The organism is Mycobacterium kyogaense (assembly GCF_003254575.1).
Classification (GTDB): Bacteria; Actinomycetota; Actinomycetes; order Mycobacteriales; family Mycobacteriaceae; genus Mycobacterium; species Mycobacterium kyogaense.
In genome coordinates, this window is the sequence record NZ_QJUA01000010.1 from 48,958 (window position 1) to 71,797 (window position 22,840).

Annotated in this window: 25 protein-coding genes; 18 read left to right on the forward strand and 7 right to left on the reverse strand. The window is 67.8% G+C overall.

The genetic code is table 11. The features are described 5' to 3' along the window. Positions 1 to 58 precede the first annotated feature (58 nt). Genes DMB80_RS09875 through prfB form a run of 3 tightly spaced genes read right to left on the reverse strand, consistent with a single transcriptional unit; the run spans position 59 to position 2,694 of the window. Positions 59 to 583: an Rv3103c family proline-rich protein gene (locus DMB80_RS09875; protein ID WP_420812161.1), complete on the reverse strand. Its 525-nt coding sequence runs from the start codon at positions 581 to 583 to the stop codon at positions 59 to 61. After that, positions 580 to 1,569 carry a mechanosensitive ion channel family protein gene (locus tag DMB80_RS09880; RefSeq protein WP_240431103.1) on the reverse strand — a complete coding sequence of 330 codons (990 nt, stop codon included), beginning with the start codon at positions 1,567 to 1,569 and terminating at the stop codon, positions 580 to 582. Before DMB80_RS09880 ends, DMB80_RS09875 begins: the two co-directional genes overlap by 4 nt. A 3-nt stretch (positions 1,570 to 1,572) precedes the next feature. After that, positions 1,573 to 2,694 carry a peptide chain release factor 2 gene (gene prfB / locus DMB80_RS09885; protein ID WP_111509692.1) on the reverse strand — a complete coding sequence of 374 codons (1,122 nt, stop codon included), beginning with the start codon at positions 2,692 to 2,694 and terminating at the stop codon, positions 1,573 to 1,575. Positions 2,695 to 2,828: 134 nt separating this feature from the next. Between prfB and DMB80_RS09890 the strand changes: the two genes are divergently transcribed. After that, positions 2,829 to 4,208, forward strand: coding sequence for an FAD-dependent oxidoreductase (locus DMB80_RS09890; protein ID WP_111509758.1), 1,380 nt, complete (start codon positions 2,829 to 2,831; stop codon positions 4,206 to 4,208). Here DMB80_RS09890 and DMB80_RS09895 read toward each other — a convergent pair. Further along, positions 4,185 to 4,520, reverse strand: a complete 336-nt coding sequence (locus DMB80_RS09895) for a hypothetical protein (protein WP_046362791.1) — start codon at positions 4,518 to 4,520, stop codon at positions 4,185 to 4,187. The genes DMB80_RS09890 and DMB80_RS09895 overlap by 24 nt on opposite strands. A gap of 23 nt (positions 4,521 to 4,543) precedes the next feature. On the opposite strand from DMB80_RS09895, the gene hisN reads away from it, so the two are divergent. From hisN to DMB80_RS09910, 3 genes are all read left to right on the forward strand, one after another. Continuing rightward, complete coding sequence (gene hisN / locus DMB80_RS09900; RefSeq protein ID WP_046362759.1) at positions 4,544 to 5,335, forward strand: histidinol-phosphatase; 792 nt, start codon at positions 4,544 to 4,546, stop codon at positions 5,333 to 5,335. A gap of 102 nt (positions 5,336 to 5,437) precedes the next feature. Further along, a complete protein-coding gene (locus tag DMB80_RS09905; protein WP_111509693.1) occupies positions 5,438 to 6,820 on the forward strand; it encodes an acyl-CoA dehydrogenase family protein in 1,383 nt (460 codons plus the stop codon). Positions 6,821 to 6,852: 32 nt separating this feature from the next. Beyond that, positions 6,853 to 8,064, forward strand: coding sequence for an acyl-CoA dehydrogenase family protein (locus DMB80_RS09910; protein WP_073683090.1), 1,212 nt, complete (start codon positions 6,853 to 6,855; stop codon positions 8,062 to 8,064). A gap of 11 nt (positions 8,065 to 8,075) precedes the next feature. Here the strand turns inward: DMB80_RS09910 and DMB80_RS09915 are convergent, their stop codons facing one another. Both DMB80_RS09915 and DMB80_RS09920 read right to left on the reverse strand, forming a co-directional pair. After that, positions 8,076 to 9,074: an MDR family oxidoreductase gene (locus tag DMB80_RS09915; protein WP_111509694.1), complete on the reverse strand. Its 999-nt coding sequence runs from the start codon at positions 9,072 to 9,074 to the stop codon at positions 8,076 to 8,078. Positions 9,075 to 9,169: 95 nt separating this feature from the next. Continuing rightward, positions 9,170 to 10,147 carry an esterase family protein gene (locus DMB80_RS09920; protein WP_111509695.1) on the reverse strand — a complete coding sequence of 326 codons (978 nt, stop codon included), beginning with the start codon at positions 10,145 to 10,147 and terminating at the stop codon, positions 9,170 to 9,172. A 317-nt stretch (positions 10,148 to 10,464) separates the two neighbouring features. Between DMB80_RS09920 and DMB80_RS09925 the strand changes: the two genes are divergently transcribed. From DMB80_RS09925 to DMB80_RS09965, 9 genes are all read left to right on the forward strand, one after another. Then, entirely contained in the window at positions 10,465 to 10,866 is a 402-nt protein-coding gene (locus tag DMB80_RS09925) for a nitroreductase/quinone reductase family protein (protein WP_420812162.1), read from the forward strand. Positions 10,867 to 10,946: 80 nt separating this feature from the next. Further along, a complete protein-coding gene (locus tag DMB80_RS09930; protein WP_111509697.1) occupies positions 10,947 to 12,050 on the forward strand; it encodes a homogentisate 1,2-dioxygenase in 1,104 nt (367 codons plus the stop codon). Beyond that, positions 12,050 to 13,222, forward strand: a complete 1,173-nt coding sequence (locus tag DMB80_RS09935) for an alpha/beta fold hydrolase (protein ID WP_111509698.1) — start codon at positions 12,050 to 12,052, stop codon at positions 13,220 to 13,222. The genes DMB80_RS09930 and DMB80_RS09935 overlap by 1 nt, the downstream gene beginning before the upstream one ends. Further along, the gene (locus DMB80_RS09940) at positions 13,192 to 14,496 is read left to right on the forward strand and encodes a CaiB/BaiF CoA transferase family protein (protein WP_420812163.1); all 1,305 of its coding nucleotides are present in this window, start codon (positions 13,192 to 13,194) and stop codon (positions 14,494 to 14,496) included. Before DMB80_RS09935 ends, DMB80_RS09940 begins: the two co-directional genes overlap by 31 nt. After that, positions 14,493 to 15,398 carry a hydroxymethylglutaryl-CoA lyase gene (locus tag DMB80_RS09945; protein WP_111509699.1) on the forward strand — a complete coding sequence of 302 codons (906 nt, stop codon included), beginning with the start codon at positions 14,493 to 14,495 and terminating at the stop codon, positions 15,396 to 15,398. Before DMB80_RS09940 ends, DMB80_RS09945 begins: the two co-directional genes overlap by 4 nt. Before the next feature lie 4 nt (positions 15,399 to 15,402). Further along, complete coding sequence (locus DMB80_RS09950; RefSeq protein ID WP_111509760.1) at positions 15,403 to 16,026, forward strand: TetR/AcrR family transcriptional regulator; 624 nt, start codon at positions 15,403 to 15,405, stop codon at positions 16,024 to 16,026. Between the two features lie 24 nt (positions 16,027 to 16,050). After that, complete coding sequence (locus DMB80_RS09955) at positions 16,051 to 17,289, forward strand: acyl-CoA dehydrogenase family protein (protein WP_111509700.1); 1,239 nt, start codon at positions 16,051 to 16,053, stop codon at positions 17,287 to 17,289. Next, positions 17,286 to 18,248, forward strand: coding sequence for a phosphotransferase family protein (locus tag DMB80_RS09960; RefSeq protein ID WP_111509701.1), 963 nt, complete (start codon positions 17,286 to 17,288; stop codon positions 18,246 to 18,248). Before DMB80_RS09955 ends, DMB80_RS09960 begins: the two co-directional genes overlap by 4 nt. Beyond that, positions 18,245 to 18,574 carry a DUF6285 domain-containing protein gene (locus tag DMB80_RS09965; protein WP_111509702.1) on the forward strand — a complete coding sequence of 110 codons (330 nt, stop codon included), beginning with the start codon at positions 18,245 to 18,247 and terminating at the stop codon, positions 18,572 to 18,574. Before DMB80_RS09960 ends, DMB80_RS09965 begins: the two co-directional genes overlap by 4 nt. A 7-nt stretch (positions 18,575 to 18,581) precedes the next feature. Here the strand turns inward: DMB80_RS09965 and DMB80_RS09970 are convergent, their stop codons facing one another. Continuing rightward, positions 18,582 to 19,223, reverse strand: coding sequence for a class I SAM-dependent methyltransferase (locus DMB80_RS09970; RefSeq protein ID WP_111509703.1), 642 nt, complete (start codon positions 19,221 to 19,223; stop codon positions 18,582 to 18,584). A 92-nt stretch (positions 19,224 to 19,315) separates the two neighbouring features. Here DMB80_RS09970 and DMB80_RS09975 point away from each other — a divergent pair, with 92 nt between their 5' ends. The 5 genes from DMB80_RS09975 to nuoD all read left to right on the forward strand — a co-directional run bounded on the left by DMB80_RS09975 (position 19,316) and on the right by nuoD (position 22,817). Next, complete coding sequence (locus DMB80_RS09975; protein WP_111509761.1) at positions 19,316 to 19,729, forward strand: Rv3143 family two-component system response regulator; 414 nt, start codon at positions 19,316 to 19,318, stop codon at positions 19,727 to 19,729. Between the two features lie 166 nt (positions 19,730 to 19,895). Beyond that, positions 19,896 to 20,270, forward strand: coding sequence for an NADH-quinone oxidoreductase subunit A (locus DMB80_RS09980; protein WP_111509704.1), 375 nt, complete (start codon positions 19,896 to 19,898; stop codon positions 20,268 to 20,270). Beyond that, positions 20,261 to 20,815: a NuoB/complex I 20 kDa subunit family protein gene (locus DMB80_RS09985; protein WP_111509705.1), complete on the forward strand. Its 555-nt coding sequence runs from the start codon at positions 20,261 to 20,263 to the stop codon at positions 20,813 to 20,815. The genes DMB80_RS09980 and DMB80_RS09985 overlap by 10 nt, the downstream gene beginning before the upstream one ends. A gap of 47 nt (positions 20,816 to 20,862) precedes the next feature. Then, on the forward strand, positions 20,863 to 21,489 hold the full coding sequence (locus tag DMB80_RS09990) for an NADH-quinone oxidoreductase subunit C (protein WP_240431110.1): 627 nt from the start codon (positions 20,863 to 20,865) through the stop codon (positions 21,487 to 21,489). Further along, the gene (nuoD, locus tag DMB80_RS09995; protein ID WP_111509707.1) at positions 21,489 to 22,817 is read left to right on the forward strand and encodes an NADH dehydrogenase (quinone) subunit D; all 1,329 of its coding nucleotides are present in this window, start codon (positions 21,489 to 21,491) and stop codon (positions 22,815 to 22,817) included. Before DMB80_RS09990 ends, nuoD begins: the two co-directional genes overlap by 1 nt. Positions 22,818 to 22,840: the final 23 nt, after the last annotated feature.

The following is a 22,840-nucleotide window of genomic DNA, read 5'->3' on the forward strand; positions in this document are numbered from 1 at the left end:
ACGCCAGTGTAGCGGGGAGCCATGCGGTCACCACATCGCCGGACGGGTGGCCGCGGCCTCACTGCGGCGGCAACGCCGTCGTGGTCGCGGGCGCACCCGGCGGCGGGACCGAGGTCGGCGCCAGAAACGGCGGCGCCGTGAACGTGATCGGGCCCAGCGGGCCGGGCCCGTCGGGATCGATGACCGTGGTCGAGGCACCGCCGGGTGCCGTGCCGGTGGTGGTCGACGGCGTCGTGGCGTCGGACTCAGACGGCGACGGAGTCGGCGACGGGGTCGTCGTCGTCGTGGTCGTGGTCGTCGTCGTCCTGGCGGTCGAGGTCTCGCTCGGCGCGACGTTGGTGCGCGGTACCCAGGTGTAGTTGGGGTCGGGCACGAAGCCCGGGGGCACCACCTGGTTGGCATCGGGCGCCGTGGTGCTCGGCGCCGGCTGGAAAGTCTGATTCACCCAGAACAGCGCGACGAACGCGAGGATCAGCGTTGCCGTCGACGTGCGCATCCGGCCGCCGAAGATGTAGTTCGGCCACTTCTTTTCGGCCTTCGTGCCTCCGGCGCGTTTGGGCGCCAACCAGTCCAGCCACTTCATCGCTGCGTCTCCGGCTGTGCGCCCGTGGCGGCGGGATCGGCCTTCGGCGTGGGCGTGTCGACGCGTGCCGGGTGCGGGATCGCGGCCACGACCGGGGACGCTTCTCCCGGCGCCACGATTCCGGCCCGCCGCAACGCCCGGATCACCAGCACCCTCAGCCGTCGGCCGACCTCGAACTGCTTACCGGGCAACGTACGGGCGACCATGCGCAGGTTCACCGTCTCCAGTTCGATGCTCTCCACGCCCATCAACTGGGGCGCGTCCAGCAGCAGGTCCTTCAGTTGGTTGTCGTGCAGGGCCTTGTCGGCGACGTCGTGCAGGACGTCGTTGACCGCGTTGAGGTCCGCCGACACCGGCACCGGGATGTCGATCACCGCCCGGGCCCAGTCCTTGGACAGGTTGACGGTCTTGACGATCTGGCCGTTCGGGATCGTGAACATCTCCCCTTCCGACGAGCGCAGTTTGGTGACACGCAGCGTGACGTCCTCGACCGTGCCCTCGGCGGGTGCGGCGATCCCGGCGACGGTCAGCGCGACCAGGTCACCGAACCCGTACTGCTTCTCGGTGATGATGAAGAAGCCCGACAGCAGATCCTGCACCAGCCGCTGGGCGCCGAAGCCCAGAGCGGCGCCGATGACCGCGGCGGGGGCTACCAGCGACCCGATGGGGATCGCGAGTATGTCGGTGATCTGGACCGCCACCATCACGAACAGCAGACCCACCGAGACGTAGGAGATCACCGACGCGACGGCTTGCCGGTGCTTGGCGCTCTCCGAGCGCACCAGCTGGTCGCTCTCCTGGTACTCGGCGTCGATGCGGCGGGTGACGCGCTGCGCGGTCCAGTTGATGAATCGGGTGGCCAGCAGCGCGCCGATCAGCAGCAGCGCGATCCGCACACCGCGGTCGAGGATCCACACGCCGATGTCGCCGCGCCAGAAGCCGTGCCACCGCGAGGCGAGGTCGAAAGCTACAAGCGTGGTGTTCACGGGCTACTCGTCGTCGTCTTTCCTGTTGCGCCACCGGATACCGGCCTCGAGGAACCCGTCGATGTCACCGTCGAGGACGGCGCCCGGGTTGCCGACCTCGTATTCGGTGCGGAGATCTTTGACCATCTGATAGGGGTGCAGAACGTAGGACCGCATCTGGTTACCCCAGGAGCTGCCGCTGTCACTTTTGAGCGCGTCGAGTTCGGCGCGCTCCTCCTGGCGCTTGCGTTCGAGCAGTTTGGCCTGCAGCACGCGCATCGCCGACACCTTGTTCTGCAGCTGCGACTTCTCGTTCTGGCAGGTGACGACGATGCCGGTGGGGATGTGGGTCAGCCGGACCGCCGAGTCGGTGGTGTTCACCGACTGACCGCCGGGACCGCTGGAGCGGTAGACGTCGACGCGCACGTCCTGCTCGGGGATGTCGATGTGGTCGGTGGTCTCGGTGACGGGAAGCACCTCGACCTCGGCGAACGACGTCTGCCGGCGGCCCTGGTTGTCGAAGGGGCTGATCCGCACCAGCCGATGCGTGCCCTGCTCGACCGAGAGCGTGCCGTAGGCGAAGGGCGCGTGCACCGCGAACGTGGCGCTCTTGATACCGGCCTCCTCGGCATAGGAGGTGTCGTAGACCTCGACCGGGTACTTGTGCTGCTCGGCCCAGCGGATGTACATCCGCATCAGCATCTCGGCCCAGTCGGCCGCGTCCACGCCGCCGGCGCCCGAACGGATGTTGACCAGCGCCTCACGCTCGTCGTACTCCCCCGACAGCAGCGTGCGAACCTCGAGCGCCTCGATGTCCTCGCGCAGCTGATGCAGCTCGGCGTCGGCGTCCGAAACAGCTTCGGCGACCGCGTCGGAGCCGTCCTCCTCGGCCGCCAGTTCGTAGAGCACCGGCAGATCCTCGACGCGCTGACGCAACTCCTCGACCCGGCGCAGCTCGTTCTGGGCGTGCGACAGGTCGCTGGTCACCTTCTGCGCCCGCGTCTGGTCGTCCCACAGCTTCGGGTCGGACGCCTCCTCCTCGAGCTGCGTGATGCGCCCACGAAGGGCCTCGACGTCGAGAACACGCTCCACAGTGGTGAGCGTGGAGTCGAGGGCAGCGATATCGGCTTGGCGGTCAGGATCCACGGGAGTTCAGGGTACCGGTCCGCGCGTTCTCCTCGACCGACGCCGACTGCGCTTTAGCATCGGGAGGCAACCTCGCCCGGCCACGACGCGACAGCCCCCTGCGCGTGGTCGGGCCGCGACAGAAGGCAGCCCACATGCCCCCTTTGCGCCCGTACCACGTGGCGATCGTCGGCTCCGGACCCTCCGGATTCTTCGCCGCCGCCGCGCTGCTGAAGGCCGCCGACAGCGACGACCTCACCCGCAGTGTCTGCGTCGACATGCTCGAGATGCTGCCCACCCCGTGGGGGCTGGTGCGCTCCGGCGTCGCGCCGGACCATCCGAAGATCAAGTCGATCTCGGCGCAGTTCGACAAAGTCTCGGCCGATCCGCGGTTCCGCTTCTTCGGCAACGTCGTCGTCGGCGAGCACGTCCAGCCGGCCGAACTCGCAGAGCGCTACGACGCGGTCATCTACGCCAACGGCGCCCAGTCCGACCGGCCGTTGGGCATTCCGGGTGAAGACCTGCCCGGCAGTGTGGCGGCGGTCGACTTCGTCGGCTGGTACAACGCCCACCCACACTACGGCGAGATGGCCCCCGACGTCTCATCGGGACGCGCGGTCGTGGTGGGCAACGGAAACGTGGCCATCGACGTGGCACGCATCCTGGTCAGCGATCCGGATCTGCTGGCCGAGACCGACATCGCCGACCACGCACTCGACTCCCTGCACGCGCGCGGCGTGGAGGAGGTGCTGGTGATCGGGCGGCGCGGTCCGCTACAGGCTCCGTTCACGACGCTCGAGTTGCGCGAGCTCGGCGATCTGGAGGCTCTCGGCGATGTCCACGTGGTCATCGACCCGGCCGATTTCGCCGACATCACCGACGAGGACCTCGAGGCCGCGGGCAAGACGGTGCGCAACAACATCAAGGTGCTGCGCGGCTACGGCGAGCGGGAACTCAAGGGCGCCAAGCGGCGCATCGTGTTTCGGTTCCGCACCTCACCGATCGAGATCAAGGGCGACGGCAAGGTCGAGTCGATCGTGCTGGGCCGCAACGAGTTGGTGCGCGGCGAGGACGGCCGGGTGTCGGCCCGCGACACCGGCGAGCGGGAGGACGTTCCGGCGCAGCTCGTCGTGCGCGCTGTCGGCTACCGCGGCGTACCGATGCCTGGCCTGCCGTTCGACGATCGGTCGGGCACGATCCCGCACACCGACGGGCGGGTCGAGGGCAGCACCAACGAGTACGTGGTGGGGTGGATCAAGCGCGGCCCGACCGGCGTGATCGGCAGCAACAAGAGCGATTCCGCGGACACCGTCGCGACGCTGCTGACCGACCTGCAGGCGGCCGAGCCGACCGATCGGGGTGAGGACCACGCCGCGAACGTCGAGCAGTGGCTGCGGGGACGCCAACCCAAGGTGGTGACCAACGATCACTGGCGGCTGATCGACCAGCACGAGCGCACCACCGGGCAGGGGTCAGGACGGCCGCGGATCAAGCTGACCAGTCTCGAGGAGCTACTCCGGATTGGGCACGGGTGAGGAGATCGCCCACTTCTCCGGATTGCGCGGCGAATACCTCACGTCGATGAGCTGGCCCATCGTCGGCCAAGCATTCACGTCGACGACCATCCGGGTGTAGACGGTGTATTCGTTGACCGTCGGGCCGTTGATGACTCCGGTGATGGTCACGTATTGCTCACCGGTCATGTCGGCGGGGCGCGGGCTCACCCCGGTGACCAGGAGCGTGCCCGGAGCCCAGTCGTTGCCCACACCGCGCTTGCGCATGATCCGGGGCGCCAGGACGAGCACGATGGCACCGATGATGAGCAGCATGATCGCGAGTTCGGCCACACCGCCATGGTAGGACTCCACGTATGAGCACCCACTCGCCTGACATCGCCGCCGACCTCGCCCTAGCCCTCACGCTGGCGGAGGAGGCCGACGCGCTGACGATGCAGCGGTTCGGAGCGGTGGATCTGCGCGTCGAGACGAAGCCGGACATGACCCCGGCCACCGACGCCGATCTGGACACCGAGACATTGCTGCGAGAACGACTGGCCGAGCAGCGCCCCGCCGACTCGGTGTTCGGCGAGGAGTTCGGCGGCACCTCGGAGTTCGCAGGCCGGCAGTGGGTGGTCGATCCGATCGACGGCACCAAGAACTTCGTGCGCGGGGTGCCGATCTGGGCGACGCTGATCGCGCTGCTCGTCGACGGCGTGCCGGAGGTCGGCGTGGTGAGCGCGCCCGCACTGGCCCGACGCTGGTGGGCCGGCACCGGTCAGGGCGCGTTCACGTCTTTTCGCGGGACGACGCGCCCCATCTCGGTGTCCGGCGTCGCCGACCTCGGCTCGGCGAGCCTGTCCTACTCGGACCTGACGACGGGCTGGGAGAGCGCGCGCTCGACCTTCATCGACCTCACCGACGCGGTGTGGCGTACCCGCGGCTACGGCGACTTCTGGTCGTACTGCCTGGTGGCCGAGGGCGCCGTCGACGTCGCGGTGGAACCGGAGGTCAAGCTGTGGGATCTCGCCCCACTGGACATCCTGGTCCGGGAGGCCGGCGGGCGGTTCACCGACCTCTCGGCACGGCCCGGGCCGCACGGCGGCAGTGCGGTGGCCACCAACGGCCTGGTGCACGACGCCGTGCTCGCCGCGCTTGTGAAATAGGCAACAATCCACCGACCTTACTCAATAGTCAGTTCCGATACCTTACTCTTGAGTCAGTTGCGCATCTGCGCTCATCCGATCCCCACTGGAGGCAGCTGACCAATGACGAACACCCTGCCGTCCAAGCGAACCGGCCAGGAAAGTGCCGTGGGCTTGCACAAGCACAAGCGGTCCGCGACCGACATCGGTATCGCGCTGCTAACGCCCCTGATCGGGCAGGAGTTCCTGGACAAGTACAACCTGCGGGACCCGCTGAACCGGGGCCTCAAGTACGGCGTGAAGCAGGCGTTCTCCGCGGCCGGCGCGACCACCCGTCAGTTCAAGCGCGTACAGGGTCTCGGCAAGCCCGCGACGCGGCTGAAGCCCAGCGGGGCCGACTACTTCGACCTCACCCCCGACGACGACCAGAAGATGATCGTCCAGACCGTCGAGGAGTTCGCCGAAGAGATCCTACGCCCGGCCGCACACGATGCCGACGCCGCGGCCACCTATCCCCCGGACCTGATCGCCAAGGCCGCCGAACTCGGCATCACCGCGATCAACATCCCCGAGGACTTCGACGGGATCGCCGAGAACCGCAGCACCATCACCAATGCGCTGGTGGCGGAGGCGCTCGCGTACGGCGACATGGGTCTGGCGCTGCCGATCCTGGCGCCGGGCGGTGTCGCGTCGGCCCTGACCCACTGGGGAAGTGCCGACCAGCAGGCGACCTACCTGCCGGAGTTCGCCGGCGAGAACGTCCCGCAGGCGTGCGTCGCGATCGCGGAACCGCACCCGCTGTTCGACCCGACCTCCCTCAAGACGACCGCCGTGCGGACCCCGAGCGGTTATCGGCTCGACGGCGTCAAGTCGCTGGTCCCGGCTGCCGCCGACGCCGAGCTGTTCGTCATCGCCGCGCAGCTGAACGGCAAGCCGACGCTGTTCCTGGTCGAATCGGCGGCCAGCGGCGTGACGGTCACTGCCGATCCCAGCATGGGCATCCGGGCGGCTGCGCTGGGTCGCGTCGAGCTCGACAAGGTCACCGTGCCGCTGAGCGCGCGCCTGGGTGAGGACGTCAGCGAAGCCGAGCACGACAGCAACTACTCCGAGGCCATCGCGTTGTCGCGGCTGGGCTGGGCGGCGCTGGCCGTCGGCACGTCCCACGCCGTCCTCGACTACGTGGTCCCCTACGTCAAGGAACGCGAAGCGTTCGGCGAACCGATCGCGCACCGGCAGTCGGTGGCGTTCATGTGCGCCAACATCGCGATCGAACTCGACGGCCTGCGACTGATCACCTGGCGGGGCGCCTCGCGCGCCGAGCAGGGCCTCTCCTTCGCCCGCGAAGCGGCGTTGGCCAAGCGACTGGGCACCGACAAGGGCATGCAGATCGGCCTCGACGGCGTGCAACTGCTCGGCGGCCACGGCTACACGAAGGAACACCCGGTCGAACGCTGGTACCGCGATCTGCGGGCACTCGGCGTCGCCGAGGGTGTCGTCGTTCTCTGACCAACAGCGTTCTCTAGAAAGGCGATACCACCATGGCGATCAATCTGGAAATGCCGAAGAAGCTGCAGGCGGTCATCGAGAAGGGCCACCAGGGTGCAGCAGAGATGCTGCGACCGATCTCGCGCAAATACGACCTGCGTGAGCACGACTATCCGGTCGAACTCGACACGCTGGCCACCCTCTTCGAGGGCATCTCGGAGGCGAACACAATCTCGTTCGCCGGCGCACAGGGGCTCAGCAAGGACGGTGACGGCCCTAAGGGAAACGTCAACGGCGCCAACATGTCTGCGCTCCTCAACGCGCTGGAGGTGAGCTGGGGCGACGTCGCGCTGCTGCTGTCGGTGCCCTACCAGGGCCTCGGCAACGCCGCCATCTCGAGTGTGGCCTCCCGTGAGCAGCTGGAGCGCTTGGGCAAGGTGTGGGCGGCGATGGCCATCACCGAGCCGGGGTTCGGCTCGGACTCCGCGGCGGTGTCGACGACGGCCGTCCTCGACGGGGACGAGTACGTCATCAACGGCGAGAAGATCTACGTCACCGCTGGGTCGCGCGCGACCCACATCGTGGTGTGGGCGACGCTCGACAAGTCCATGGGGCGCGCGGCGATCAAGTCGTTCATCGTGCCCCGTGAGCACCCGGGCGTGACTGTCGAGCGACTCGAGAACAAGCTCGGGATCAAGGCTTCCGACACTGCGGCGATCCGGTTCGAGAACGCCCGCGTTCCGAAGGAGAATCTGCTCGGCAGCCCGGAGATCCAGGTGGACAAGGGTTTTGCCGGGGTCATGGAGACCTTCGACAACACGCGGCCCATCGTGGCGGCGATGGCCGTCGGCGTGGCCCGCGCCGCGCTCGAGGAATTGCGCAAGATCCTCACCGATGCCGGCATCGAGATCTCCTACGACAAGCCCGCACACGCGCAGAGCGCCGCGGCCGCGGAGTTCCTGCGGATGGAGGCCGATTGGGAGGCGGGCTACCTGCTGACCGTGCGCTCCGCGTGGCAGGCCGACAACAAGATCCCGAACTCCAAAGAAGCCTCGATGGGTAAGGCCAAGGCCGCCAGGGTCGGCACCGACATCACCCTCAAGTCCGTCGAGATGGCCGGCACCACAGGCTATTCCGAGCAGACCCTGCTGGAGAAGTGGGCTCGCGACTCCAAGATTCTCGACATCTTCGAAGGCACCCAGCAGATTCAGCAGCTCGTCGTCGCCCGTCGCCTACTCGGGTTGTCGTCGGCTCAACTGAAGTAGCCCGGTACCGGTCAGAACCCGTCGTGCACGACCACGCGGGTTCGACCGGTGACGCCGCCACCGATGATGGTCTTGAGCACCTCGTCGACGCGGCGTACCGGCACGTCGGTGGTGACACGCGCCAGATGGCGTGGAGCGAGATCGCTTTCGATCTGCGCCCAGACTTCTCTGCGCCGGGCGATCGGTAGCAGCACCGAGTCGATCCCGGCCAACGTCACTCCGCGCAGGATAAAGGGCATCACGGTTGCGGGCAGGTCTGTCGACCCCGCCAAGCCCGAGATCGCCGCTACGCCGCCGTATTTCAGCGTGCTGAGGGCGTAGGCCAGCGTCGTGCCGCCGACACAGTCCACCACCGCGGCCCAGTGCGCCTTACCCAATGCCCGGACCTTCTCATCGGGACCGGGCACGCGGTCGATGACCTCCGCGGCACCCAGGTCACGCAGCAGCTCGCGCGCCTGCGCCTTGCCTGTCGATGCCACGACCTCGTAGCCCAGGCCGGCCAGCAGGTCGACGCTGACGCTGCCGACTCCGCCGGTGGCGCCGGTAACCAGGACAGGTCCGTCGCCCGGTTGCACCCCGTGTGCGCGCAGCGCGTCGACGCTCAGCGCCGCAGTGAAGCCGGCCGTGCCGATCGCGGCGGCGTCGCTTGTGCTCAAAGACGTCAGCTTGACCAGGTAGTCGGCTGGATACCTGGCGACCTGCGCGTAACCGCCGTGCCGTCCGGTGCCGATGTCCTGGCCGTGGGCGATCACCGCGTCGCCGACGGCGAAGTCGGGCGACGTGCTCGCGGTGACCGTTCCGGCGACGTCGACGCCGGGGATCAACGGATAGGCCCGTGCCACACCACCTTTCGGCGTGACGGCGAGCGCGTCCTTGTAGTTGACGCTGGAGTACTCGACGTGGATCTCGACATCACCGTCGGGCAGGAACGTCTCGTCGACCACCTCGTGCCGCAGGACGATGCCGCCCTCGCCGTCCTCGTGCGCCACCATCGCGTTGATCTCGGTCATGCCGCCACGATAGTCACCGCCCGGAAACGAGGAAGCCCCCGGCCGTAGTCGGCCGGGGGCTTCGTCGTTGGGTGTCGAACCCCTTACGTCGGGGGCTATCCGACGAGGTGCGAGATCAGGTCGGGCTTCATGGCCTGCAGCTCACGACCCCAGTACGCCCAGTTGTGCGTGCCGTTGTCGGGGAAGTTGAACACGCCGTTCTTCCCGCCGGCAGCGACGTAGTTGTCCTGGAACGTCCGGTTGGTGCGGATGGTCAGTCCTTCGAGGAAGGTGGCGGGCAGATCGCCGCCGCCGAGCTCGTTGGGCTGGCCGTTGCCGCAGTACACCCAGATGCGGGTGTTGTTGGCGACCAGATTCGGGATCTGCACCATCGGGTCGTTGTACTTCCACGCGGGATCGGTCTCGGCGGGACCCCACATGTCGTTGGCCTTGTAGCCACCGGCGTCACCCATCGAGATGTTGATCAGGCCGGGCCACCAGCCCTCGGACGGGTTCAGGAAGCCAGACATCGAGCCGGCGTAGGTGAACTGGCCGGGGTGATGCGCGGCCAGCACCAGCGAGGCGCTGCCGGCCATCGACAGACCCACGGCTGCGCTGCCGGTCGACTTCACCTGACGCTCCGACGCGAGGAAGCCGGGCAGCTCCTGAGTCAGGAAGGTCTCCCAGTTGTAGGTCAGGCAGCCGGCCTTGCCGCACGCGGGCTTGTACCAGTTCGAGTAGAAGCTGGACTGCCCGCCGACCGGCATGACCACCGAGATGCCGGAGTCGAGGTACCACTCGAACGCCTGGGTGTTGATGTCCCAGCCGTTGAAGTCGTCCTGGGCGCGCAGGCCGTCGAGGAGGTAGAGCGCCGGCGAGTTCGGGCCGCCGCTCTGGAACTGCACCTTGATGTCACGGCCCATCGACGGCGACGGCACCATCAGGTACTCGACCGGCAGACCGGGCCGCGAGAACGCCCCTGCGGTCGCGGAGCCCCCGGCGAAGCCGATGATGCCCGGCAGCAAAACCGCGGCGAATGCGGCGATGCCGAAGCGGCGCGCCCACGGGCCACGAATCCTGTCAAGAAGTCTCATTCGGTCATTCCATCCATCTTCGGTGTACCGCCCGTGGCGGTTCGTCCTGCGGTTTCCCGTGCGGTCGCCGACACCACAGCGATGTCTTCACCGCGTTGTGGCGCCATCCCCAAGATGCCCGTGACGGCGCGGGATGGGCCGAGAAGAGTTCAGTTGTCGCGGTTGCAGTAAAGCATGCGACCACGAACCGAGAAAGCCCAGCCACGGGGAACACGCCGGTTTTCGTCTGCGTAAATACCATGGATCGTCAGGCCGGCGCGTCGCCGAGGGACGTCAACGCAGTGACCAGGCTCACAATCACGTCATAAGCTCACCACATGACGAGTGGGGTGCCACGCACCGTCCGAGAGGCAGTCACCGTCTTCTTCCAGAGGAACATCGCCAACCCCGTGATGCGGCACCTGCCGTTCCAGACACTGCTGGAGACGACGGGACGCCGGTCCGGCCGGCCCAGACAGACTCCCGTGGGCGGGCGTCGGATCGGCGGCCACTTCTGGTTCGTCTCCGAGTTCGGTGAGAAGTCCCAGTACGTCCGCAACATCGCAGCCGATCCGCGCGTCCGCATCCGGTTGAACGGACGCTGGCACCGGGGTACGGCCGTCCCGCTGCCCGACGACGACCCTCGCGCCCGCATGCAAGAGCTGCCCCGGTTCAACAACGTCGGAGTCGAGACCTTCGGCACCGATCTGCTCACGATCCGGGTCGACCTGGACGACTGACGCTCGAGCGGATCAAGCGCCCCTTGACCCGACCTCAGAAATAAAAGTAACGTCAGTTTCACTTCGATCGAGGAGACGTCATGGAATCGTTCGTCCATCTGTCCAAAGGCACCGTTCCGAAGCGGCTTCACGCAGATCTGGATGGCCTCAAGGACGACGAGCTCGGCCGTGGAGGGTTCACCGGCCGCTTCGCCCACCTCTACCGGCGCAACGATCCGACGGCGTACCGGTCGAGCGGCCCGCTACGTCCCATCGATGTCCTCGCCGGCGAGCTGAAGCCCTCCGATGCCGGCGACGCCCTCGGCGCACCCCTGCTGATGTTCTCCAACGCCGACGCGCAGATCTTCCTGTCCCGGCGCAGCGCCGAGATGCCGTTCTGGGTTCGCCACGTCGACGGCGACCTCTTGTGTTTCGTGCACGAGGGCGCCGGCTCGCTGGAAACCGAGTTCGGGCCGCTCCGGTACCGAGCAGGCGACTGGGTCTACCTGCCGAAGGCGTGCACGTGGCGACAGCTGCCGGAGGAACCGGGTACGTGGTTGATGATCCAGGCCACCGACGAGTTCCGCGTGCCGCCACCCGGAACGCTCGGCCGGCATTTCCCGTTCGACCCCTCCCAGGTGACGATCCCCGATCCTGCGCCCTGCGACGACGACGGCCGGGAGAGCTACGAGGTGCGGCTCGTGCACTCCCCCATCGACGGGTGCGACACCACGACGCTGTACTACGAGCACCATCCGCTCGACGTCCAGGGATGGCGGGGCGACAACTTCCCCTTCACCTTCAACATCAGCGACTACCACGTCGTGACCTCCGACAGCGTGCACCTGCCCCCGACGGTGCACCTGTTCATGCAGGCCACCGGCGTGTACGTGATGAACTTCCTGCCCAAGCCCGCCGAGGGGGTACCGGGCACCGAGCGCACACCGTGGTATCACCGCAACGTCGACTTCGACGAGATCGCGTTCTTCCACGGCGGTTCCCTCTACGGCATCCCGATGCCGCCCGGGTTGATCTCGCACGCCCCGCAGGGTGTGCACCACGGGGCGCCGGAGAAAGCGCGCGAGCGAGCACGACGCAAGTTCGACGACTATCGCTCGGTGGACTGGCAGGTCATCTCGATCGACACGCGCAGGCGACTGACCCCCTCGCCCGAGGTGCTCGCCCACGATCTGGGACAGCACTGATGAGCGCCCGCCACGATTACGAGCGCATCCCGTATCTGGTTGCCTATCAGAACAATTCGGCCGTTCGCGACGTCTACGGCGGGGTGGCCGAACTGGTGGTGCTGGAGAGCTACCTGCTCAAGCCGGCCACGCCATCAGAGACCGTGCTGGTGTTCATGCACCCGATCGGGGGCGGCGCCTATCTGCCGATGATCACCGCGCTGGCCCGCGCCGGCCACCACGTCATCTACTGCAACAGCCGGTTCCGCGGCACCGACTCGGCCCTGCTGATGGAGAAGGTCGTCGAGGACCTCGGCGAATGCATCAAGGACGCCAAGAATCGTCTCGGCTATCAGAAGGTGGTCCTCGCCGGCTGGAGCGGTGGCGGTTCGCTGTCGGTGTTCTACCAGCAGCAGGCACAGCACCCGACGGTGACCGCCAGCCCGTCGGGCGACGGACCCGACCTCACCTCGCTGGGCCTGATCCCCGCCGACGCCATCATGCTGCTCGCCGCACACATCAGCCGGCACGGCACGATGACCGAGTGGATGGACGCGTCGATACTCGACGAGTCCGACCCGAGCCAGCGCGATCCCGAGCCCGACCTCTACAACCCGGACAACCCCAATCAGCCGCCCTACACGCCGGAGTTCCTGGAGCGCTATCACCAGGCGCAGATCGACCGCAACCGCCGGATCACCGCGTGGGTCAAGACCACGCTCGCCGAACTGAAGGCCGCCGGCAGACCGGACGACGAGTTCGCGTTCGTCGTCCACGGCACGATGGCCGACCCCCGCTGGCTCGATCCGACGGTGGATCCGAACGAACGCACCCCAGGCACCTGCTATCTGGGCGATCCTCGGGTGGTGAACATGAGCCCCGTCGGCCTGGCGCGATTCTGCACACTGCGCAGCTGGCTCTCCCAGTGGAGCTACGACGACGCCCGCGCCGACGCCGTCAAAGCCGGCCCGGACATCGCCGTGCCGACGCTGGTGATCGGCAACCTCGCCGACGACGCGTGCACACCCAGCCATACCCGCAGGATCTTCGACGCGATCGGTCACCCGGACAAGGAGATGCACGAGATCCCCGGCGCCAACCACTACTACGCCGGCGCAGACCAGCGGGACAAACTGCGCGCGGCGGTGGACATCTGCACGGAATGGCTGCAGCGGCGGGGGCTTTCGGCGTGACTGTCACCGGCGGGCAGGAGCGAAGCGACCGGGGGAAAAATTCAGGCGGGCAGGAGCGAAGCGACCGGGGAGAATGCACGGGCCCGCTCGACGGTATCCGGGTGATCGAGGTCGGGACGTTGATCTCCGGTCCGTTCGCTGGGCGGTTGCTGGGCGACATGGGCGCCGACGTGGTCAAGATCGAGGCGCCGGGCGCTCCGGATCCGCTACGAACGTGGGGGCAGGCCGAACTCGACGGGCACCACTTCTTCTGGACGGTCCACGCCCGCAACAAGAAGGCGGTCACGCTGAACCTGCGGGTGCCCGCCGGTCGTGAGCTGTTCCTCGAGCTGATCGAGCGCAGCGACATCCTGGTGGAGAACTTCCGGCCCGGCACGCTGGAAAAGTGGGGCCTGGGCTACGACGTTCTGCGCGAACGCAATCGAGGGATCATCGTGGTGCGGGTGTCGGGATACGGGCAGACGGGCCCGGAGGCACACAAGGCCGGCTACGCCTCGGTCGCCGAGGCGGCCAGCGGGTTGCGGCACATGAACGGCTTCCCCGGCGGGCCTCCCCCGCGGCTCGCCCTCTCCCTCGGCGACAGCCTCGCCGGAATGTTCGCCGCACAAGGTGCGCTGGCCGCGCTCTACCGCCGCAGCGTGACCGGCGAGGGCCAGGTCGTCGACGCGGCACTGACCGAATCGTGCCTGGCAGTGCAGGAATCGACGATTCCCGACTACGACGTGGGTGGCGTGGTGCGGGGCCCGTCGGGGACGCGACTGGAGGGCATCGCCCCGTCGAACATCTATCCGGCCGCCGACGGCAGCTGGGTGGTGATCGCGGCCAACCAGGACACCGTGTTCCGGCGCCTGTGCCAGGCGATGGGGCAGCCCGAGTTGGCCACCGACGAGCGGTTCGCCACTCACGTCGCCCGGGGGCGCAATCAGGACGAGCTCGACGCGATCATCGGCGCATGGGCCGCCGCCCGGGAACCCGCGGACATCATCGCGACCCTGTCCGCGGCCGGCGTGATCAGCGGTCCGATCAACACCGTGGCCGAGGTCGTCACGGACCCGCAGTTGCAGGCGCGCGGCATGATCGCCGACCACTTCGACGAGCGAATCGGCCGCAACGTCAAGGGACCCGGTGTGGTGCCGGTGCTGTCGGAAACCCCGGGGACGATCCGCAGTGCCGGGCCTGCACGCCCGGGTCAGCACAACGAGGAGATCTACCGCGACCTGCTCGGCCACACCGACGCCGACCTGGCGGACCTGCGCGCCGAGGGGGTGCTGTGACGGATCTTCCTTCGCACGTGACCATCAGGGATGTCTCTCTTCGCGACGGACTGCAGATCGAAACGCCGATCCCGTTGTCGGCCAAGCGGGATTTGCTGGCTGCCATCGCCGCGACCGGCGTGCGGGAAATGGAAGCCACCGCGTTCGTCTCCCCGTCGAAGGTGCCTGCGCTGGCCGACGCCGCCGAGCTGGCCGAGCACCTCGGCGACTTCCCCGGCATCGACTTCTCCGCGCTGGTGGCCAGTCCCACCGGCGCCCATCGGGCGATCGCGGCGGGTCTGCAGTCCATCGAGTACGTGGTGTCGGCCGCCGACGGCCACAGCCGCGCCAACGTCGGCCGCACGTCGGCGGAGGCGGCTGCGGTGATCCCGGACATCGTGAGGATCGCCCACGACGCCGGCGCCAGGGTGGAGGTCATCGTCGCGACTGCCTGGGACTGTCCGTTCGACGGGCCGACGCCCGCGAATCGGGTGATCGACGTGGTGACCGCCGCCGTGGATGCCGGTGCGGACCGGTTGGCCATCGCCGACACGATCGGTACCGCGACCCCGCGCCGGGTCGCAGAACTCATCGCGCTCCTCCGCCCCCTGATCGGCGATCTGCCGTTGGGCGCGCACTTCCACAACACCCGCGGCGCCGGACTGGCCAGTGCCTACGCCGCGATCCAGGCCGGGGTGACGCGACTGGACGCCTCGGTCGGCGGATTGGGTGGCTGCCCGTTCGCGCCCGGCGCCAGCGGCAACATCGCCACCGAAGACCTGGTGTACTTGCTGCGGGACTGCGGCATCGGCGTCGACGTCGACCTCGACAGGGCGATCGACGCCGCCCGGGTCGCCCAGGACGCAGTCGGTCATGAACTTCCCAGTGCGCTGCTGCGCGCAGGCGACCGGATCCTGGGCTGACCGCGTGCCGCCCAGCCCGTCGGACTTGAGCGCCAAGGGACGTCAGACTCGCCTGGCGATCGAGCAGGCAGCACGAAAGCTGTTCGCTGAACGTGGTTTCCACGGCACCACGCTGGGCGACATCACCTCTGCAGCCGGCCGGTCCCCCGCGGCGTTCTACCGGTACTTCGCCGACAAAGAAGACCTGCTGGCCGATCTCGCCGAGTCCTTCCTCCACGAGGTGGTGACGCCGTCGGGTCTGAGTGTCCCGCTTCCCGAGTCCCCCGACGACGAGGCGTTCTTCACCGCCGTCGTCACCGGTTACTGGACGATGTTCGCCCAGAACATCGGCATCATGATCGCCGTCGCACAACTGGCGGCCACTCAGCCGCGATTCGCCGTGCTGCAGAACGGGTTCCGCCGCTTCGGCATCGACATCGTCGCAGCGTCGGTACGACGCGCCCAGGATCAGGGTTTCGCAGGCGATCTGGATCCCGAGCACACCGCGGCGGCGATCGCGCTGCTTTTCGAGAACTTCACCACGGTCTTCGCCGGCGACACCGGCGCGAGCATCGGGATCACGATGAGCGACGACGATGCCATCGGCACGCTGTCGCGCATCTGGAAGAAGACGCTGTACGGACACTGACAGTCGACCAGCAAGGAGATCACCGTGGATTTCAGCCTCCCCGAACACCTTCCGGGGCTGCTGGCCGAGATGGACGCGTTCATCGAGGCCGAGATCACACCGCTCGAGCGCGAGCACATCCAGTACTTCGACCACCGGCGCGAGTACGCGCGCACCGACTGGGACAACGGCGGGGTGCCGCGCCGCGACTGGGAGGACCTCCTCACCGAGATGCGCCGACGCGCCGACGCGGCAGGCTGGTTGCGTTACGGTCTGCCGTCGCGATTCGGTGGCCGCGACGGCAGCAACATCGACATGGCCGTCATCCGGGAACACCTGGCCCACAAGGGTCTCGGGCTGCACAACGACCTGCAGGACGAGTCGTCGATCGTCGGGAACTTCCCTCAGGTCATCATGATGGACCGGTTCGGCACCGACGAGCAGAAAGCCGCATGGACCGAGGCGCTGATCACCGGCGAACGGTCGATGGCCTTCGGGCTGACCGAGCCGAACCACGGCTCCGACGCCACGTGGCTGGAGACGACCGCGGTGCGCGACGGGAACGACTGGATCATCAACGGCGCCAAGCGCTGGAACACCGGTGTGCACCGGGCCACCCATGACCTGATCTTCGCGCGCACCTCCGGTGAGCCCGGGCAGGCGCGTGGTATCACCGCATTCCTGGTTCCTACCGACTCGCCCGGCTTCACCGTGCCCTACTACTGGTGGACATTCAACATGCCCACCGATCACGGCGAGGTCGTCCTCGACAACGTCCGGGTGCCCGCCGAAGCTGTGCTCGGCGAGGTGGGTCATGGCCTCGATGTCGGGCAGACTTTCTTGCACGAGAACAGGATTCGGCAGGCGGCCAGCAGCCTGGGCGCCGGCCAGTACTGTATCGACCGCGCGGTCGGCTACGCCAACCAGCGGTCGGTGTTCGGCAAGCCCCTGGCGGTCAACCAGGCGGTGCAGTGGCCGTTGGTGGAATTGCAGACCGAGGCCCAGATGGTGCGGCTGCTGGTGTACTACGCCGCCAGCCAGCTCGACGCCAACCACCACATGGAGGTCTCCGACAAGGTGTCGATGGCCAACTACCGCGCCAACCGCCTCGTTTGCGAGGCCGCCGACCGCGCGATGCAGGTTCACGGCGGCGTCGGGTACAGCAGGCACGAACCGTTCGAGCACATCTATCGCCACCACCGGCGGTACCGCATCACCGAGGGCGCGGAGGAGATCCAGATCCGTCGTGTCGCCCAGCGCCTGTTCGGGTTCGGTCGCAGATGAGTCTGCCCGATCAACTGCGGGCGGTGCTGACCCCGCTGCTCGGTGACGTCGCGATCGACAATCTGACGCGGCTCACCGGGGGCGCCAGCCGGACGACGTGGGCGTTCGACGCCGTCAGCGAGACCCGGCGAGCCCTGATCCTGCGTACCGGCCCTCCCGACGACATCCACGCCGGCATGGAACTGGAGGCACAGGTGCAGCAGCGTGCCGCGGCCGCCGGCGCTCCGGTGCCGCACATCCTCACCGCCAGCGATTCCGCGGCCGACGTGGGTAGCCCGTACCTGATCTGCGACGCGGTGCCCGGCGAGACGATCGTGCGGCGCATCTTCCGCGGACTCGACGACGCCGGACGGGCGCGGCTGCTGCGTCAGTGCGCCGAGGCGCTGGCTGCGATCCACCGGGCCGACACCGCCGGTGTCGAGGTCAGCGCGCCCGACGATCTGGCCGATTGGCGTGCCCGGCTCGACGACATCGGCGACACCACAGCTACTTTCGAGTGGACGTTCCGCCGGCTCGCCGAGCAGCGACCGGCTCCGTCCCCGATGCGGTTGGTGCACGGCGACTTCCGGATGGGGAACCTGATCGTCGACGACAGCGGCCTGGCGGCCGTCCTCGACTGGGAGCTCACGCATCTCGGCGAGGTGTACGAGGATCTGGCCTGGTTCTGCATCCGCGCATGGCGTTTCGGTGCCCCGGCCACGCTCGGCGCGGGCGGGCTGGGCAGTGTCGAGTCGTTCGTGCGATCCTACGAGGACGCCGCGGGCATCCACGTCGATCGCTCCGCCCTGCGCTGGTGGCTGACGGTGGCCACGCTGCGATGGGGAGTCATCTGCCGCCATCAGGCCGATCGCCACCTGTCCGGGGAGACCCCGTCGGTCGAGCTCGCTGCGATCGGTCGGCGGGTCAGCGAAACCGAATGGGACCTGCTCGATCTGCTCTCCGGCGGGGGGCCGGCATGACCACGCATCCCACTGCCGCCGAGCTGGTCGCCGCGGTCGCGATGTTCTTGGAAACCGACGTCCGGGCGGCGTGCGATGGCCAGGTCGGCTTCCATGCCCGGGTGGCGGCCAACGCTCTGCGCATCGTCGAACGCGAATTGCTCTGCGCTGCGCCGTCTTCGGTTCGCGATGCGCTCACCGCGCTGGGAGTCGCCGACGAGGCGGAGTTGACCGAGGCGATCCGCGCCGGCGACCTCGACGGGCGCGCCGACGACGTCATGGCCTGCCTGCGACTTCTGGTGGCGCACCGGTTGTCGATCGATCACCCGGGCTACGCGGACGGCTGAGGACCGCTCAGACGCGGCGCACCCGGAGAAGATGGGCGGGCTCGTCGACACGGGTGCCGATCGCCTCGCCGAGAGCCTCGGCGTGCACTTCGGTGACCACGCCGCGATACGTCGTCGCCATCAGGTCTTCGACCGACCAGTCCACGCCGAACGCGTCGAGAAGCTCTCGCGCGGTGACCTGCGGGCCGAAACCGCGCCCCGCGTCCGAGAGGGCCAGGACGTGCACGAGGGCACCGGGCCGGGTGGCGCGGCCGAGGCTGCGGACGTAGCGCTGCCGGTCGGCGTCGTCGAACACGTGGAACAGCGCGCTGTCGAGCACCGTATCGACGAGGGGGCCGTCGCCGAGGATCGCGCTGAGATCGAAAGCGTCGCCGACGGCGAACTGCGCCGCGACACCGCGTTCGGCGGCGTGGCGCCGGGCGATGTCGATCGCTGTCGGGGCACCGTCCACGCCGAGCACGTCGTGACCGAGCCGTGCCAGGTAGATCGTGTGCTCCCCGGTTCCACAGCCGACGTCGAGTACCCGACCCCGGATGTGGCCGGCGTCGGCGAGCGCGACCACCGCGGGTTGGGGTTCGTCGATGACCCACGGCGGGGTCTGACTGCTGTAGAAGTTCTCGAACTGGCTGAGTGGGGGCGTCTGGTCCATCTGGCCAGTGTGGAAACTGAACAATGCTTGAGGTCAAGACACCGGAGCCGAACAGCATCGCCGAGGCGGGCGCCGCGGCTACCATCGCGGCCATGGTGCTGCCCTCGTCACAGCCCGACCCGGTCACCTTGCGTGTGCTCGTGTACAGCGACAACCCGCGGACGCGGGAGCAGGTGCGGCTCGCACTGGGCAAGCGAGTGCACCCCGAGCTGCCCGAACTCAGCTACCTCGAGGTGGCCACCGGGCCGATGGTGATCAGGCAGATGGACGCCGGTGGATTCGATCTGGCGATCCTCGACGGAGAAGCCAGCCCGGTCGGCGGCATGGGCATCGCCAAGCAACTCAAGGACGAAGTCACGGACTGCCCGCCGGTGCTGGTACTGACCGGCCGGCCGGACGACGCCTGGCTCGCCACCTGGTCGCGCGCCGAGGCCGCGGTCCCCCACCCGATCGATCCGATCCGGCTGAGCGACGCCGTCGTGTCGCTCTTACGGCCCCGTCAGTGACGTCAGCAGCACGTTAACGCGCTGTCACGCTTGCATTTTCGGGACGTTGCCACAGCGGGCTGACACTCCTTTAGCGATACTCATCAAAATGTGTGGCGCAGGTCGCTATCGGGGTTAGGGTGTGGGAAAGCTCACATCGACAGCCCGCGAGGAGCTCTTACGCAGCATGAGCCTGTATACGCCGATCCTGGTGCTTGGTGCGATAGCTGCCGTGTTCGCCATCGGTTCGGTGGGCATCGCGGTCCTCATCGGGCCGCGTCGCTACAACCGCGCCAAGCTCGAGGCCTACGAGTGCGGCATCGAGCCGATGGACGCCGACGATCCCGCGGCGGCGGCCACCGGTCAGCGGTTCCCCATTCGCTACTACCTGACCGCGATGCTGTTCATCGTCTTCGACATCGAGATCGTGTTCCTGTACCCGTGGGCCGTCGCATTCGACAGTCTCGGGGTGTTCGCGCTGGTCGAGATGCTGCTGTTCATGGTGATCGTCTTCGTCGCCTACGCCTACGTGTGGCGCAGAGGAGGCCTGCAATGGGACTAGAGGAACGGTTGCCCGGCGGCATCCTGCTCTCCACGGTGGAGGCGGTCGCGGGGTACGTGCGCAAGGGCTCCCTGTGGCCGGCCACGTTCGGCCTGGCCTGCTGCGCCATCGAGATGATGGCGACGGCGGGACCGCGGTTCGACATCTCCCGCTTCGGCATGGAACGGTTCTCCGCGACGCCGCGGCAGGCCGATCTGATGATCGTCGCGGGCCGGGTCAGCCAGAAGATGGCCCCGGTGCTGCGCCAGATCTACGACCAGATGGCCGAGCCGAAATGGGTGCTGGCCATGGGTGTGTGTGCGTCCTCGGGTGGGATGTTCAACAACTACGCGGTGGTGCAGGGCGTCGACCACGTCGTGCCGGTCGACATCTACCTGCCCGGCTGCCCGCCCCGGCCGGAGATGCTGTTGCACGCGATCCTCAAGCTGCACGACAAGATTCAGCAGATGCCCCTCGGCGTCAATCGCGAGGAGGCCATCAGGGCGGCCGAAGAGGCCGCGCTCGCGGTGCCGCCGACGATCGAGCTGAAGGGCTTGTTGAGGTGACGGGCACCGAGGGCACCGGCCCCGAGGTGATCGGCGTGCGGCGCGGCATGTTCGGCGCCACGGGCAGCGGCGACACCTCCGGCTACGGCCGGTTGATCCGGCCGGTGGCGCTGCCCGGGAGCACGCCGCGGCCCTACGGCGGCTACTTCGACGACATCGTCGACGCACTGAGCGCCGCGCTCGGCGACGACACGACAGCCGAGGCGATCGAGAGGGTCGTCGTGTATCGCGATGAACTCACTCTCGAGGTGCACCGCGAGAGACTGGTCGCGGTCGCGCAGGCGCTGCGTGACGACGCCGCACTGCGCTTCGAACTGTGTCTCGGGGTCAGCGGAGTGCACTATCCCGACGACACGGGGCGGGAGCTGCATGCGGTCTACCCGCTGATGTCGATCACCCACAATCGCCGCGTTCGCGTGGAAGTGGCTGCGCCCGACGATGATCCACACATCCCGTCGCTGTTCTCGGTCTATCCGACCACCGACTGGCACGAACGCGAGACCTACGACTTCTTCGGCATCATCTTCGACGGGCACCCCGCGCTGACCAGGATCGAGATGCCCGACGACTGGGTCGGGCATCCGCAGCGCAAGGACTATCCGCTGGGCGGCGTGCCGGTGGAGTACCACGGCGCCCAGATCCCCCCGCCCGATCAGCGGAGGTCCTACAACTGATGACCACCTCAGCGCACCGCCCAGAGAGGGTGGTCGTCGTCGGCGGCCAGGACTGGGACCAGGTCGTCACCGCCGCCCGCGAGAACGCCGCCGAGCACGCCGGTGAGCGGATCGTCGTCAACATGGGCCCCCAGCACCCGTCGACGCACGGCGTGCTCCGACTGATCCTCGAAATCGAAGGCGAGACGATCGTCGAGGCCCGGTGCGGCATCGGCTATCTGCACACCGGCATCGAGAAGAACCTCGAATTCCGCACGTGGACACAGGGAGTCACGTTCGTCACCCGGATGGACTATCTCTCGCCGTTCTTCAACGAGACGGTGTACTGCCTGGGCGTGGAGAAGCTGCTCGACGTCACCGACGCGATCCCCGAGAGGGCGTCGGTCATCCGGGTGATGATGATGGAGCTCAACCGGATCTCCAGCCACCTGGTCGCCCTGGCCACCGGCGGCATGGAACTGGGCGCGATGACGGCGATGTTCCTCGGCTTCCGCGAGCGAGAACTGATCCTGTCGGTGTTCGAGACGATCACCGGCCTGCGGATGAACAACGCCTACATCCGCCCCGGCGGTGTGGCGGTCGATCTGCCCGACGAGGCCATGCCGCAGCTGCACGAGCTGTTGACGCTGCTGCCTGAACGTCTGCGCGACCTGGAGAATCTCCTCAACGAGAACTACATCTGGAAGGCGCGCACCGTCGGGGTCGGCTATCTGGACCTGACCGGATGCATGGCGCTGGGCATCACCGGCCCGGTGCTGCGCTCGACGGGCCTCCCGCACGATCTGCGCAAGACGCAACCGTACTGCGGGTACGAGACGTACGACTTCGACGTCATCACCGACGATCGCTGTGACTCCTACGGGCGCTACCTGATTCGGGTCAAGGAGATGCGCGAGTCGATCAAGATCGTCGAGCAGTGCGTCGAGCGTCTCGAGGGGCTCGCGGGGGCGCCGGTGATGATCGAGGACAAGAAGTTGGCGTGGCCGGCCGACCTGAAGGTGGGTCCGGATGGTCTGGGCAATTCCCCCGAGCACATCGCCAAGATCATGGGGCGGTCGATGGAAGGCCTGATCCACCACTTCAAGATCGTCACCGAAGGGTTCCGCGTGCCCGCCGGGCAGGTGTACGCCGCCGTCGAATCCCCGCGCGGGGAACTCGGCGTGCACATGGTCTCCGACGGCGGGACGCGGCCGTACCGCGTGCACTACCGCGATCCGTCGTTCACGAATCTGCAAGCTGTGGCGGCGATGTGCGAGGGCGGCATGGTCGCCGACGCGATCGCGGCAGTGGCGTCGATCGATCCGGTGATGGGCGGGGTGGACAGGTGATGAGCGCTTGCGCGAAGAACAGA

Bases quoted from the DNA above. Each gene is read 5' to 3' on its own strand.
- DMB80_RS09875 (WP_420812161.1), bottom strand. From the start codon at position 583: ATGAAGTGGCTGGACTGGTTGGCGCCCAAACGCGCCGGAGGCACGAAG.
- DMB80_RS09890 (WP_111509758.1), top strand. From the start codon at position 2,829: ATGCCCCCTTTGCGCCCGTACCACGTGGCGATCGTCGGCTCCGGACCC.
- hisN (WP_046362759.1), top strand. From the start codon at position 4,544: ATGAGCACCCACTCGCCTGACATCGCCGCCGACCTCGCCCTAGCCCTC.
- DMB80_RS09905 (WP_111509693.1), top strand. From the start codon at position 5,438: ATGACGAACACCCTGCCGTCCAAGCGAACCGGCCAGGAAAGTGCCGTG.
- DMB80_RS09910 (WP_073683090.1), top strand. From the start codon at position 6,853: ATGGCGATCAATCTGGAAATGCCGAAGAAGCTGCAGGCGGTCATCGAG.
- DMB80_RS09915 (WP_111509694.1), bottom strand. From the start codon at position 9,074: ATGACCGAGATCAACGCGATGGTGGCGCACGAGGACGGCGAGGGCGGC.
- DMB80_RS09920 (WP_111509695.1), bottom strand. From the start codon at position 10,147: ATGAGACTTCTTGACAGGATTCGTGGCCCGTGGGCGCGCCGCTTCGGC.
- DMB80_RS09925 (WP_420812162.1), top strand. From the start codon at position 10,465: ATGACGAGTGGGGTGCCACGCACCGTCCGAGAGGCAGTCACCGTCTTC.
- DMB80_RS09930 (WP_111509697.1), top strand. From the start codon at position 10,947: ATGGAATCGTTCGTCCATCTGTCCAAAGGCACCGTTCCGAAGCGGCTT.
- DMB80_RS09935 (WP_111509698.1), top strand. From the start codon at position 12,050: ATGAGCGCCCGCCACGATTACGAGCGCATCCCGTATCTGGTTGCCTAT.
- DMB80_RS09940 (WP_420812163.1), top strand. From the start codon at position 13,192: ATGGCTGCAGCGGCGGGGGCTTTCGGCGTGACTGTCACCGGCGGGCAG.
- DMB80_RS09960 (WP_111509701.1), top strand. From the start codon at position 17,286: ATGAGTCTGCCCGATCAACTGCGGGCGGTGCTGACCCCGCTGCTCGGT.
- DMB80_RS09965 (WP_111509702.1), top strand. From the start codon at position 18,245: ATGACCACGCATCCCACTGCCGCCGAGCTGGTCGCCGCGGTCGCGATG.
- DMB80_RS09970 (WP_111509703.1), bottom strand. From the start codon at position 19,223: ATGGACCAGACGCCCCCACTCAGCCAGTTCGAGAACTTCTACAGCAGT.
- DMB80_RS09975 (WP_111509761.1), top strand. From the start codon at position 19,316: ATGGTGCTGCCCTCGTCACAGCCCGACCCGGTCACCTTGCGTGTGCTC.
- DMB80_RS09980 (WP_111509704.1), top strand. From the start codon at position 19,896: ATGAGCCTGTATACGCCGATCCTGGTGCTTGGTGCGATAGCTGCCGTG.
- DMB80_RS09985 (WP_111509705.1), top strand. From the start codon at position 20,261: ATGGGACTAGAGGAACGGTTGCCCGGCGGCATCCTGCTCTCCACGGTG.
- DMB80_RS09990 (WP_240431110.1), top strand. From the start codon at position 20,863: ATGTTCGGCGCCACGGGCAGCGGCGACACCTCCGGCTACGGCCGGTTG.
- nuoD (WP_111509707.1), top strand. From the start codon at position 21,489: ATGACCACCTCAGCGCACCGCCCAGAGAGGGTGGTCGTCGTCGGCGGC.